The organism is Gemmobacter lanyuensis (assembly GCF_014652355.1).
In the GTDB taxonomy this organism is placed as follows: domain Bacteria; phylum Pseudomonadota; class Alphaproteobacteria; order Rhodobacterales; family Rhodobacteraceae; genus Gemmobacter; species Gemmobacter lanyuensis.
The window spans coordinates 62,152-74,447 of sequence record NZ_BMYQ01000009.1 but is presented as its reverse complement, the minus strand read 5'-3'; the positions used below and the strand labels follow the sequence as shown (position 1 = coordinate 74,447).

11 protein-coding genes are annotated in these 12,296 nt (G+C 65.5%); 9 read left to right on the top strand and 2 right to left on the bottom strand.

All coding sequences use genetic code 11. The features are described from left to right. Nucleotides 1-137: 137 nt before the first annotated feature. The 8 genes from IE101_RS13930 (at nt 138) to mraY (ending at nt 9,650) form a co-directional block, all read left to right on the top strand. On the top strand, nt 138-1,208 hold the full coding sequence (locus IE101_RS13930; RefSeq protein ID WP_189634461.1) for an Mrp/NBP35 family ATP-binding protein: 1,071 nt from the start codon (nt 138-140) through the stop codon (nt 1,206-1,208). Nucleotides 1,209-1,955: 747 nt separating this feature from the next. Continuing rightward, nucleotides 1,956-2,477, top strand: a complete 522-nt coding sequence (mraZ, locus tag IE101_RS13925; RefSeq protein ID WP_189634460.1) for a division/cell wall cluster transcriptional repressor MraZ — start codon at nt 1,956-1,958, stop codon at nt 2,475-2,477. A gap of 3 nt (nt 2,478-2,480) precedes the next feature. Further along, nucleotides 2,481-3,461, top strand: coding sequence for a 16S rRNA (cytosine(1402)-N(4))-methyltransferase RsmH (gene rsmH, locus IE101_RS13920; RefSeq protein ID WP_189634459.1), 981 nt, complete (start codon nt 2,481-2,483; stop codon nt 3,459-3,461). Continuing rightward, entirely contained in the window at nt 3,461-3,826 is a 366-nt protein-coding gene (gene ftsL, locus IE101_RS13915) for a cell division protein FtsL (protein ID WP_189634458.1), read from the top strand. Before rsmH ends, ftsL begins: the two co-directional genes overlap by 1 nt. Then, nucleotides 3,823-5,619 (top strand): peptidoglycan D,D-transpeptidase FtsI family protein, encoded by a 1,797-nt coding sequence (locus IE101_RS13910; RefSeq protein ID WP_189634457.1) that lies wholly within the window; start codon nt 3,823-3,825, stop codon nt 5,617-5,619. Before ftsL ends, IE101_RS13910 begins: the two co-directional genes overlap by 4 nt. Nucleotides 5,620-5,649: 30 nt before the next feature. Continuing rightward, complete coding sequence (locus tag IE101_RS13905; protein WP_189634456.1) at nt 5,650-7,125, top strand: UDP-N-acetylmuramoyl-L-alanyl-D-glutamate--2,6-diaminopimelate ligase; 1,476 nt, start codon at nt 5,650-5,652, stop codon at nt 7,123-7,125. Further along, on the top strand, nt 7,125-8,567 hold the full coding sequence (locus tag IE101_RS13900; RefSeq protein ID WP_189634455.1) for a UDP-N-acetylmuramoyl-tripeptide--D-alanyl-D-alanine ligase: 1,443 nt from the start codon (nt 7,125-7,127) through the stop codon (nt 8,565-8,567). Before IE101_RS13905 ends, IE101_RS13900 begins: the two co-directional genes overlap by 1 nt. Then, complete coding sequence (mraY, locus tag IE101_RS13895) at nt 8,568-9,650, top strand: phospho-N-acetylmuramoyl-pentapeptide-transferase (RefSeq protein ID WP_189634454.1); 1,083 nt, start codon at nt 8,568-8,570, stop codon at nt 9,648-9,650. Between the two features lie 114 nt (nt 9,651-9,764). On the opposite strand, the gene trpA is transcribed toward mraY, so the two are convergent. Continuing rightward, nucleotides 9,765-10,568 (bottom strand): tryptophan synthase subunit alpha, encoded by an 804-nt coding sequence (gene trpA, locus IE101_RS13890; RefSeq protein ID WP_189634453.1) that lies wholly within the window; start codon nt 10,566-10,568, stop codon nt 9,765-9,767. A gap of 99 nt (nt 10,569-10,667) precedes the next feature. After that, on the bottom strand, nt 10,668-11,072 hold the full coding sequence (locus tag IE101_RS13885) for a VOC family protein (RefSeq protein ID WP_189634452.1): 405 nt from the start codon (nt 11,070-11,072) through the stop codon (nt 10,668-10,670). Nucleotides 11,073-11,183: 111 nt separating this feature from the next. Here IE101_RS13885 and ychF point away from each other — a divergent pair, with 111 nt between their 5' ends. Continuing rightward, nucleotides 11,184-12,281 (top strand): redox-regulated ATPase YchF, encoded by a 1,098-nt coding sequence (gene ychF / locus IE101_RS13880; RefSeq protein ID WP_189634451.1) that lies wholly within the window; start codon nt 11,184-11,186, stop codon nt 12,279-12,281. Nucleotides 12,282-12,296 lie beyond the last annotated feature (15 nt).

Sequence of the window (12,296 nt, the reverse complement as noted above, 5' to 3'; positions counted from 1 at the left end):
CGGATGACGCATAACTAATCACGACTGCCGGTAGCGTCATTGGGCGATCTGCCCAAATTTTGTACATCTGGTCAACCGCCCCTTGCCCTTTCGCGGTGGCTGCGGAAGTTTGGCGCCCAAAGATCGGAGATCGAAACATGGATATCACGCGCGAAACCGTTCTGAAAACGCTGTCGGACCTTGGCCTCCCGGGTGGGGGGACGCTGGTGTCGCGCGATTTGATTCGGGCGCTGCGGGTTGAGGATGGCACCATCAGCTTCGTGATTGAGGCCGAAAGCGCGGATGCGGCGCGGTCGTTGGCCCCGGCGCAGGCCCAGGCCGAGGCTGCACTGAAGGCGCTGCCGGGTGTTTCGCGCGTGCAGATCGTCATGACCGCGCATGGTGGCGCGAAACCGGCAGCCCCCAGCCTGAAGGTGGGCGGGCATCCGACACCACATCAGGGCGGGCCGAAACGGGTAAGCGGGATCGACCGCATCATCGCCATCGGCTCGGGCAAGGGTGGGGTGGGGAAATCGACCGTCTCGTCCAACCTTGCGGTCGCGCTCGCGCGGCAGGGGCGGCGCGTCGGGCTGCTGGATGCCGATATCTATGGCCCCAGCCAGCCGCGCATGATGGGTGTGAACAAGCGCCCCGCCAGCCCGGACGGCAAGACCATCATCCCGCTCCAGGCCCATGGCGTGACCGTCATGTCCATCGGCTTCATGCTGAAAGAGGATGAGGCGGTGATCTGGCGCGGCCCGATGCTGATGGGCGCGCTGCAACAGCTGATCGAACAGGTGCAATGGGGCGAGCTGGATGTCCTGCTGATCGACCTGCCGCCGGGCACGGGCGACATTCAGCTGACCTTGGCGCAGCGGTTCGCGCTGACCGGGGCGGTGGTCGTGTCCACCCCGCAGGACGTGGCGATGCTGGACGCGCGCAAGGCGCTGGATATGTTCGGCAAGTTGAAGGTGCCGGTGCTGGGCCTGATCGAGAACATGTCCACCTATGTCTGCCCCAATTGCGGACATGAGGCGCATCTCTTCGGCCATGGCGGTGTCGCGGCCGAGGCGCAAAAGATGGGCGTGCCCTTCCTCGGGGAACTGCCGCTGGATCTTGAGACCCGCCTTGCAGGCGATGCCGGCACCCCGATTGCCGCGGGGGCGGGCGCCATGTCCGATGCCTATGCCCGCCTTGCCCGCCGCATGGTTGAAGGTGGCATGGCCTGATCCACAGGGCCAGACGGCCCCGGCGCCGCGTCCCCACCCGGGGCGCGGCGCTTTCTATTGGGGCCACGGGATCGGATGGGACGGCTGGGAATGCATGGGACGGCCCGCATGGTCCGCCATGGAATCCGGTGGGAGCGGCGGATCGCGCCGAATCACCGGCCCGTGAATTTCGCCGGGATTTCACGGGAAATGGGCGTGATTTCGGGTTTATTCACAGTTTCCGGCAGTTGCCGGGCGATCTTCAGGCGTTTCACCGGGATCTTATGGGTGCCCGGGCCAATCTTTTGGCTGACCTATATCTAGTGTATCACGAAGCCGTGTTTCGCCACAATTAGGCGGCTTAATGGCCGAAGGCGGACTATATACTGTGTCAGCGCCTGATTTGCGGCCGCTCTGCCCCAATGTGGTCCAGAAAAAACCGTTGCGTCCCATGATTTCCCGTGGCATCCCTGTCTTACCGGATGACGGCGGGAAATTGAAAACACGGGGCGCTAAGACCCCACAGGCGAAAAGCAGGTTTCATACAGGCCCCTCTGTCATCCCAAATACGACCGGCGCGCGGGCGAGCAGACATCTCCCCCAGGTGGCACGCGCAGCCGGGCCGACCCAGCGATGGGACAGTCGGCGGATCGGGCAGTGGCAGCCGCCCGGTCCGCCGTTTTCATTCGGGTCGGCAAGCAAACAAACAAAACGCCGCGGCTTGGGGGCCGGGGCAGGCAAAAACAGGCCGGACTGGGACAGAGGGTCGTGTCAGAAGCATTCAGAGGCGAGTTCAACCAAAAGGTTGACGGGAAGGCGCGGGTTTCGATCCCGGCGTCGTTCCGGCGCGTCCTCGAAGCTGGCGACCCCGCCTTTGACGGCAGCCGCCCGAAATTCGTGATGGTCTACGGCGGGGGTGCTGCGCGCCAGTTCGTCGAATGCTATACCATCGCCGAGATGAAGCGCCTTGAGGCGCGCATCCGCCGCCTGCCCGCAGGCAGCCCGCAGCGCAAGGCGCTGGAACGCAATTACATCACCCTGTCGCAGCTGGTCGAGGTCGATGACGATGGCCGGATCGTGCTGCCGCCCAAGGTGCGCGAACGCGTGGGGCTGGATTCCGACGCTCTGAAGGATGGGGCCGAGGCGACCTTTGCAGGCACTCTCGATACCTTCCAGATCTGGCGACGCGAGGATTACGACGCCGAAATGGCCGCGCAGGAAGAGATCGCGCTCGACCTGCCGGATGGCGCCGACCTTCTGTCCCTTCTGCCCCACGATCCCGAGGAGTAAGCCATGGCCGAACGCGCACCGCACATTCCGGTGCTCTTGCGGCCGCTGCTCGATGCCTGCGCGCCCGTAACGGGGCGCTGGCTGGATGGCACCTTCGGGGCAGGGGGCTATACGCGGGGCCTTTTGACCGCAGGTGCTGATCTGGTGATCGGGGTGGACCGGGATCCGCTGGCGCTTCAGATGGCAGCGGCCTGGGCAGGTGATTATGGCGACCGGCTGCAGCTGGTGGCGGGGACCTTCTCGCAGCTTGATACCTATGCGCAGGATCTGGACGGGATCGTGCTGGATCTGGGCGTATCTTCGATGCAGCTGGATCAGGCCGAGCGCGGCTTTTCCTTTCAGAAGGACGGCCCGCTTGACATGCGGATGAGCCAGGAAGGCCGATCCGCCGCTGATCTGGTCAACGAAACCGATGAGGCCGTGCTGGCCGACATCCTGTATCTTTACGGCGAGGAACGCGCCTCGCGCCGCATCGCGCGGGCGATTGTCGAGGCCCGCAAGGCCGGACCCATCGCCACCACCCTGCAACTGGCCGAGATCGTGGCAAGCTGCTTGCCGCGCCCGAAATTTGGTCAGAGCCACCCTGCCACCCGCAGCTTCCAGGCGATTCGTATCGCGGTGAACGCCGAATTTGATGAGCTGGCACAGGGGCTTGCCGCGGCGGAGCGTGCGCTGAAACCGGGCGGAAAGCTGGCGGTCGTGACTTTCCACAGCCTGGAAGACCGCATCGTCAAACGGTTCTTCCAAACTCGCACCACGGAATCGCAGGGCAACCGCTATGCGCCCACGCAGGCCGGCCCTGCGCCGAGCTTCACCCTGCTGACCCGCCGCGCCGTCGGCCCGGATGATGTGGAACTGGCCGAAAACCCGCGCTCGCGTTCGGCCAAGCTGCGGGTGGGGCTTCGCACCACCGCGCCCGCGCACAAGCTCGACTTTGCGGCCATTGACGTGCCGCTGCTACGCCAGAAAGGAGGACGCCGCTGATGCGTGCGCTCGTCTATCTGTTGACCTTTGCCTCGGTGATCGGGCTGGGATTCTGGGCCTATACCGAAAACTACGCCACCCAGCAGGCGCTGAAGGATGTGGCCCGGCTGAATGCCGAAATCGCAGATCTGCGCGATGCGCTGTCGATCCAGCGCGCCGAATGGGCCTATCTGAACCGCCCCGACCGGCTGCGCGAACTTTCGACCATCAATTTCGACCGTCTGGGCCTTTTGCCGCTGGAGCCGGAGCAATTCGGCCAGTCCAGCCAGATTGCCTATCCGATGCCTGACCTGCCCCTGCCTGACATCAACGCCCCCGTCGATGTTTCGGGCGAACTGCCCGCTGGAGAGGAGCAAGTGCCGTGACCGCCCGCACCCCCCTGCGCCCCCTTGCCCGGATCCTGTCGGCCCGCGCCGCCGGGGAAAACCCTGATCATATCGAGCGTGAAAACCTGCGCGCCCGGCATGAGGCGATCCGCGAAAAGACCCGTCATCGCGCGGAATTGCGGCTGCTGTTCCTGGGGCTTGCCTTCTTCGTGTCGTTCACGGTGATCGGGGCGCGGATGGGGCTTTTGGCCGCATCAGAGCCGATGGAGCCGCGCTCGGCCGCGCCGGGCGCGCAGATCCTCGCACAACGGGCGGATATCACCGACCGTAACGGCCGCGTGCTGGCGACGAACCTGATGACCCATGCGCTTTACGCGCAGCCCCGCGACATGGTGGACCCGCGCAAGGTGGCACGGGAACTGGTCGCCATTTTCCCCGATCTGAAAGAGGAAGAGCTGTACCGTCGCTTCACCGATGGGCGAAGCTTCCTGTGGATCAAGAAGAAACTCTCGCCCGAACAGATGCAGAAGGTGCATGAGATCGGTGACCCCGGCCTGCTGTTCGGCCCGCGCGAAATGCGGCTTTACCCCAATGGCCGTCTTGCCGCCCATATTCTGGGCGGATCGAGCTTTGGCGCCGAAGGGGTGCATAGCGCCGAGGTGATCGGCACGGCCGGGCTTGAGAAATTTCTCGATGCGCGGCTGCGCGATCCGGCCCAGGCGGGCGAGCCGCTGGCGCTGTCGATTGACCTGACCGTGCAGGCCGCCGTGACCGAGGTGCTCGACACCGGCATGAAGATGATGAACGCCAAAGGTGCCGCCGCCATCATGATGGACGTGCGGACCGGAGAGATCATCAGCCTTGTCTCGCTGCCCGACTTCGACCCGAACGACCGCCCGAACCCGCTGGTCAAGGGCGATCCGGCGGACAGCCCGCTGTTCAACCGCGCGGTTCAGGGGGTTTATGAGCTTGGCTCGACCTTCAAGATCTTTGCGGTGGCGCAGGCGCTGGAACTGGGGCTCGTGAACCCGGAAAGCATGGTCGATGCCAATGCCCCGATGGTCTGGGGCAAATACCGGATCAAGGAATTCCAGAACAAGAACTACGGCCCGTTGCTGTCGGTCAGCGATGTGATCGCAAAATCCTCGAACGTCGGCACGGCGCATATTGCGCTGATGGTGGGCGGGCTGCGGCAGCAGGCCTTCCTGAAATCGCTGGGCTTTTTCGAACCCACCCCGATCGAACTGGTCGAGGCGCGCAGCTCCAAGCCGCTGGTGCCCGCGAAATGGCCCGATATCGTGACGATCACCGCCTCTTATGGCCACGGCATCTCGGCAAGCCCGATGCATCTGGCGACCGCCTACGCCACCATCGCGAATGGCGGCATGGCCGTGCAGCCCACGCTCTTGCGGCGGTCCGGCCCGCCGGAAGGCACGCGGATGCTGTCCGAGCGGGTGGCGCGACAGTCTGTCGCCATGCTGCGCGGCGTGGTGGAACATGGTACGGCCTCATACGCGCAGGTGCCGGGCTATGCCATCGCCGGCAAGACCGGCACCGCCGACAAGCCGAACCGTGCAGGCGGCTATTACAAGGACAAGGTCATCAACACCTTCGCCAGCATGTTCCCGGCCAATGACCCGCGCTATGTGCTGATCGTGACGCTGGACGAACCGGTCGACACCTCGAGCACCGAGCCGCGCCGCACCGCCGGTTACACCGCCGTGCCGGTGGCGGCAGAGGTCGTGCGCCGCACCGCCCCCCTGCTGGGCCTGCGTCCCGAGATTGAACTTCCTGCCGTCGATGGGGTAACAGCCGTCAGCCAAAATCAGTAAACGCCCGGCGGACGGGCAAGGTGGGATGACATGGCCGATCGGATCGCAACGCTGGCGCAGCTGGGCCTGACCGCCCGGGGCGGGGCCGAGGCACAGATCACCGGGCTTGCGGTGGACAGCCGGGCAGTGAGGCCCGGCTTCCTCTTTGCGGCCATGCCGGGGGTGCGGGTCCATGGGGCAAGCTATATCGCCACCGCGCTGGCGCAGGGGGCCGTGGCGATCCTGACCGATGCCGAGGGTGCACGCCTTGCAGGCGATCTGCCCGATCACGTCGCGCTGGTAATTGCCGAAGAGCCACGGGCGGCGCTGTCGATGGCGGCGTCGCTTTGGTTCGGGGCGCAGCCCGAGACCATGGTGGCCGTGACCGGGACCAACGGCAAGACCAGCGTGGCCACCTTCACCCGGCAGATCTGGATGGCGCTTGGCCATGCCGCGATCAATATCGGCACGACCGGAGTGGAAGGCGCCTGGGTCGCGCCCTCGGCGCATACCACGCCCGACCCGATCACCCTGCATTCCATGCTGGCGCAGGCCGCGGGGGCAGGTGTAACCCATGCCGCAATGGAGGCCTCGTCCCATGGGCTTGACCAGTTCCGCATGGATGGCGTGCGGCTGCGCGCGGGTGGGTTCACAAACTTCACCCAGGACCATCTGGATTATCACGGCACTTTCGAGGCCTATTTTGGCGCGAAGGCGGGTCTTTTCACCCGCGTGCTGACGCCCGATGCGGCGGCGGTCGTCAATATGAACGACGCCAAGGGGGCCGAGATCGCCCGGATTGCCGCCGCCCATGGGCAGCGGGTGATCACCGTGGGCCATGATGCGGGTTGCGATTTGTGCATTGCCGGGCAGCGCTTCGATGCGACGGGGCAGGATGTGCGCTATCTCTGGCAGGGGCAGCCGCATCAGGTGCGGCTTGCGCTGATCGGGGGCTTTCAGGCGGAAAACGTGGCGCTGGCGGCGGGGCTTGCCATTGGCGCGGGCGAACCGCCCGGCGATGTCTTCCGTGCGCTGCCGCAGCTTTCGGGCGTGCGCGGGCGGATGCAGCTGGCGGCGACGCGGGCCAATGGCGCCTCGGTCTTTGTCGATTACGCCCATACGCCCGATGCCATCGCCACCGCGCTGCAGGCGCTGCGCCCGCATGTCATGGGGCGTCTGGTGGTGGTCTTTGGTGCGGGCGGTGACCGGGATCGGACAAAGCGCCCGCTGATGGGGGCCGCTGCGCGTGACCACGCCGATGTTCTGTTTGTGACAGACGATAACCCCAGATCCGAGGATCCGGCGGCCATTCGTGCAGAAATTCTGCAAGCCTGCCCCGAGGCGACCGAGGTCGGCGACCGGGCCGAGGCGATCCTGCGCGGCGTCGATGCGCTGCAGCCGGGCGATGCGCTGCTGATCGCGGGCAAGGGGCATGAGACGGGGCAGGTCATCAAGGGTGACATTTTCCCCTTTGACGATGTCGAACAAGCCTCTATCGCCGTGGCCGCACTGGATGGGGTGATCTGATGACGGCTCTTTGGACCTCGGCCGCCGCGGTTGCGGCCACGGGGGGGCAGACCCCCTGCGACTGGCAGGCCCACGGCGTGTCGATCGACACGCGCACGCTGCAACCGGGCGACCTGTTCGTCGCGCTGAAGGACGTGCGTGACGGGCATGATTTCGTGGCGCAGGCCCTGACCAAGGGCGCGGCGGCCGCGCTGGTCAGCCGGGTGCCCGAGGGCGTGGCCCCCGATGCCCCGCTGCTGATCGTTCCCGACGTGCTGAAAGGGCTGGAGGCGCTGGGGCGCGCCGCCCGCGCCCGCACGGCCGCGCGGGTGATCGGCGTGACCGGATCGGTGGGCAAGACCTCAACCAAAGAAATGCTGCGTGCCATGTTGGCCGGGCAGGGCCGCGTCCATGCCGCCGAGGCGAGCTATAACAACCACTGGGGCGTGCCGCTGACGCTGGCCCGGATGCCTGCGGATACCGATATTGCGGTGATCGAGATCGGCATGAACCACCCCGGCGAAATTGCGCCGCTGGCGCGTATGGCCGATCTGGATGTGGCGATCATCACCACCGTCGCGCCCGCACATCTGTTTTCCTTCGAGAGCATCGAAGGCATCGCGCGGGAAAAGGCCTCGATCCTCGAAGGGCTGCGGGCAGGGGGCACGGCCATTCTGCCGCTGGGCCTTGGCGTGTCCGGCATCCTGACCGATACCGCCGCCCGGCTGGGCCTGCGCGCCGTGACCTTTGCCGACAGCGGCGCCGACTGGACCATTGCCAGCGGCCAATGGGGCGAAGAGGCCAGCGCGGTGCAGGCCGCAACACCCAAAGGTGCCCGGCTTTTCCGCGTGCAATCGCCGGGGCGGCATTTTGCGGTCAACGCTCTGGCGGTGCTGGCGGCGGCGGATGCGCTGGGGCTTGATCCCGCGCTGTCGGCGCAGGGGCTTGGCCGCTGGGTGCCGCCTGCGGGCCGCGGCCAGCGCGAGCGCATCATCACGGATCCGGTGGATGACATCGGCTTTGACCTGATCGACGACGCCTTCAACGCGAACCCTGCCTCGGTCGCGGCGAGCCTTGAGGTCCTCTCGCTCTTGCGGCCGCAGGACAATGTGGGGCGCATCCAGCCCGGCCGCCGCATCGCCATTCTGGGCGACATGCTGGAATTGGGTGAAACCGAACTGGCGCTGCATGCCGCCATTGCCGATCACCCGGCGCTGACCTCGGTGGCGGTGGTGCATTGCGTCGGCCCGCGCATGAAGGCGCTGCATGCTGCGCTGCCCATGAAAAAACGCGGCGAATGGGCCGAAACCGCCGCTGAACTGCTGCCCCGCGCGGGCGCTCTGGTCGATGCCGGCGATGTTGTGCTGGTGAAAGGATCAAAGGGCATCAAGGTCAGTCTGATCGTTGACGCCCTGCGGAAATTGGGGCAGGCCAGCCCCCAACAAGACAAAGGGGCAGAGTGAATGCTGTATATCCTCACGCAGTTTTCGGACGGCGGCGACCTGTTCAACCTGTTCCGCTACATCACCTTCCGGGCGGGTGCAGCGTTCTTTACCGCGCTGGTTTTCGGGTTCCTGTTCGGGCGGCCGCTGATCAACCTCTTGCGCCGCAAGCAGGGCAAGGGTCAGCCGATCCGCGATGATGGCCCGGCCTCGCATTTCTCCAAGGCGGGGACGCCGACGATGGGGGGGCTGCTGATCCTTTCGGCGCTGCTGGTCAGCACGCTGCTGTGGTCGCGGCTCGACAACCCTTATGTCTGGATCGTGCTGCTGGTGACCATCGGTTTCGGCCTGATCGGGTTCGCCGATGACTATGCCAAGGTGACCAAGCAGAACACCAAGGGCGTGTCCGGGCGCGTGCGGATGGCGCTGGGGCTGCTGATCGCGGCGCTGGCCTCTTATGCGGCGGCGAGCTTCCATCCCGCGGATCTGACGAACCAGCTGGCGCTGCCGCTGTTCAAGGATGCGCTGCTGAACCTGGGCTGGTTCTTCGTGCCCTTCGGCATGATCGTGATCGTGGGCGCCGCCAATGCGGTGAACCTGACCGATGGTCTGGACGGGCTGGCCATCATGCCGGTGATGATCGCGGCCGCCACGCTGGGGGTGATCGCCTATGCCGTGGGCCGGGCGGACTTTACCGAATATCTGGGTGTGCATTTCGTGCCGGGCACGGGCGAGCTGTTGATCTTCACCGCCGCGCTGGTGGGCGGGGGGCTGGGCTTCCTGTGGTATAATGCGCCGCCTGCCGCGGTCTTCATGGGCGACACCGGGTCGCTGGCCTTGGGTGGCGCGCTGGGGGCGATTGCGGTCTGCACCAAGCACGAGATCGTGCTTGCCATTGTCGGCGGGCTGTTCGTGGTCGAGGCGCTATCGGTGATCATTCAGGTGCTCTACTTCAAGCGCACGGGGCGGCGGGTCTTCCTGATGGCGCCGATCCATCACCATTTCGAAAAGAAGGGCTGGGCTGAACCGCAGATCGTGATCCGCTTCTGGATCATCTCGCTCATCCTTGCGCTGATCGGACTTGCGACGCTGAAGGTGCGCTGATCCGGGCGCGTCAGGGCAGGACGGCGGGACCTTCGGGCCCCGTTTTTTAAGCCCGCGCGCAAAGAAAAAAGCGGCCCGCCCGGGGCCGCATTCTGTTCACCTTGGGTCGTGCGGTCAGGCGCTATGCGCCCCGGCAGCAAGGGCCGCCACGCCGGACAGGATTTCGGCCACGGGTTTGCCGGCGCCGATCTCTTTCACGATGGCGGACCCCACCACGCAGCCATCCGCGATCCCCGCAATCGCCTTGGCATTGTCGGGGGTCGAGATGCCGAAGCCCACGATCACCGGCAGATCGGTCGCGGCCTTGATGCGTGCGACCTCGGGCGCGACATCGCCGGCCTGCGCCGCGGCGGCGCCGGTGATCCCGGTGATCGAGACGTAATAGACAAAGCCGCTGGTGTTCTGCAGCACCTTGGGCAGGCGCTTGCCATCGGTCGTGGGGGTGGCCAGACGGATGAAGTTGATCCCGGCGGCTTGTGCGGGGATGCAGAGCTCGCTGTCTTCCTCGGGCGGCAGGTCCACTACGATCAGACCGTCAATCCCGGCCTCTTTCGCCTCGGTCAGGAAACGGTCGACGCCGCGCGAATAGATCGGGTTGTAATAGCCCATCAGCACGATCGGCGTGGTCGCATCGCCCGCACGGAAGGCGCGCACCATCTCGAGCACCTTGTCCATGGTCATGCCTTGATCCAGCGCCCGCTGACCGGCCAGCTGGATGGTGGGGCCATCGGCCATCGGATCGGTGAAGGGCATGCCCAGTTCGATCACGTCGACACCCGCTGCGGGCATCCCCTTCATCACCGCCAGAGAGGTGTCGAAATCCGGGTCGCCGCCCATGATATAGGCCACGAAGGCCTTTTTGCCTTCGGCCTTCAGCGCGGCGAATTTTGCATCAATGCGGGTGGCGGGGCAGGTCATCGGGCGTCCTCTCTCTCGGTCCTGCCCGGTGTGCCGTGAAGCGGCGCAGAAATCAACAGACCCCGCGCTGCGCCTCGGAAAATCGCCCCGAAAATCCGGTCAGGCCGGGGTCGAGATGATCCAATGGGTGCCGAAGCGGTCTTTCACCATGCCAAAGCCCGGCGAAAAGAACGTGGGGCCAAAGGGCTGGATCACGGCGCCCCCTTCGGCCAGACGGTCGAACCAGCCCGAGGCGGTGCCGACATCGGGCGCGGCCTGCATGATCGACACGGCCGCCTGGGCGTCACCTTCCATGCCCGGCGGAAAGTCCGAGGCCATAAGGCGGCCTGAACCCAGCGAAAGCTCGGCATGCATGATGCGTCCGTCGGCCCCCGGTCGCGCGTCGCCCCCCGGCATGGCGGAATAGGGCAGCATCCGCAGATCGGTTCCGCCCAGGATTTCGGCATAGGCCGCCATCGCCTCGGCGCAGCAGCCCTGAAAATGCAGATAGGGATGTGTGGTCATGGTGGCCCCTCATGCGCTCTGTTCCGCAAGGTTGGCACGTTTTCCCAAGCCACGCTTGCGATTCCGCGCGCCCGGCCCTAGAAGCGGCGGGAATTTGCAAAGGGGAATGCCATGGGCTTCAAGATGGGCATCGTCGGGCTGCCGAACGTGGGCAAATCGACGCTCTTCAACGCGCTGACGCGCACGGCGGCGGCGCAGGCGGCCAACTTCCCCTTCTGCACGATCGAACCCAATGTGGGCGAGGTTGCGGTGCCCGATCCGCGTCTGAACAAACTGGCCGAGATTGCCGGGTCGAAGCAGATCATCCCGACGCGCATGACCTTTGTCGATATCGCCGGTCTGGTGCGCGGCGCGTCCAAGGGCGAAGGTCTGGGCAACCAGTTCCTGGCCAATATCCGTGAATGCGATTCCATCGCCCATGTGCTGCGCTGCTTTGAAGATGGCGACATCACCCATGTGGAAGGCCGGATCGATCCCGTCGCCGATGCCGAAACCATCGAGACCGAGCTGATGCTCGCCGATCTGGAATCAATCGAACGCCGCCGCGCGAACCTGGCCCGCAAGCTCAAGGGCGGGGATAAGGAAAGCGCCGATCAGGACCGTCTGCTTGCCCTCGCGCAAGAGGTGCTGAATGCGGGCAAACCGGCCCGCACCGTGAAGGTTTCGGCGGATGATGAAAAGCAGTGGCGGATGCTGCAGCTGTTGACGGCAAAGCCCGTGCTTTACGTCTGCAACGTCGAGGAATCGAAAGCCGCCGAAGGCAACAGCCAGTCGGCCCGCGTGGCCGAAATGGCGGCGCGGCAGGGTGCGGCTTCGGTGGTGATTTCCGCCAAGATCGAGGAAGAGATCAGCCAGCTGCCCGATGACGAAGCCGCGATGTTCCTTGAGGAAATGGGGCTGACCGAGGCCGGGCTCGACCGTCTGATCCGTGCGGGCTATCAGCTGCTGGGGCTGCAGACCTATTTCACCGTTGGCCCGAAAGAGGCCCGCGCCTGGACCATCACCCGTGGCACGCTGGCCCCGCAGGCCGCTGGCGTCATCCATGGGGATTTCGAAAAGGGCTTCATCCGCGCCGAAACCGTGGCCTATGACGATTACATCGCCGGCAATGGCGAGGCGGGCGCCAAAGAAGCGGGCAAGTTCCGCGTCGAGGGCAAGACCTATGAGGTCAAGGACGGCGACGTGCTGCACTTCCTGTTCAATGGCTGATCGACAGCCCGCAGG

Bases quoted from the DNA above. Each gene is read 5' to 3' on its own strand.
- IE101_RS13905 (WP_189634456.1), top strand. From the start codon at position 5,650: ATGGCCGATCGGATCGCAACGCTGGCGCAGCTGGGCCTGACCGCCCGG.
- ftsL (WP_189634458.1), top strand. From the start codon at position 3,461: ATGCGTGCGCTCGTCTATCTGTTGACCTTTGCCTCGGTGATCGGGCTG.
- mraY (WP_189634454.1), top strand. From the start codon at position 8,568: ATGCTGTATATCCTCACGCAGTTTTCGGACGGCGGCGACCTGTTCAAC.
- rsmH (WP_189634459.1), top strand. From the start codon at position 2,481: ATGGCCGAACGCGCACCGCACATTCCGGTGCTCTTGCGGCCGCTGCTC.
- trpA (WP_189634453.1), bottom strand. From the start codon at position 10,568: ATGACCTGCCCCGCCACCCGCATTGATGCAAAATTCGCCGCGCTGAAG.
- IE101_RS13900 (WP_189634455.1), top strand. From the start codon at position 7,125: ATGACGGCTCTTTGGACCTCGGCCGCCGCGGTTGCGGCCACGGGGGGG.
- IE101_RS13930 (WP_189634461.1), top strand. From the start codon at position 138: ATGGATATCACGCGCGAAACCGTTCTGAAAACGCTGTCGGACCTTGGC.
- IE101_RS13885 (WP_189634452.1), bottom strand. From the start codon at position 11,072: ATGACCACACATCCCTATCTGCATTTTCAGGGCTGCTGCGCCGAGGCG.
- ychF (WP_189634451.1), top strand. From the start codon at position 11,184: ATGGGCTTCAAGATGGGCATCGTCGGGCTGCCGAACGTGGGCAAATCG.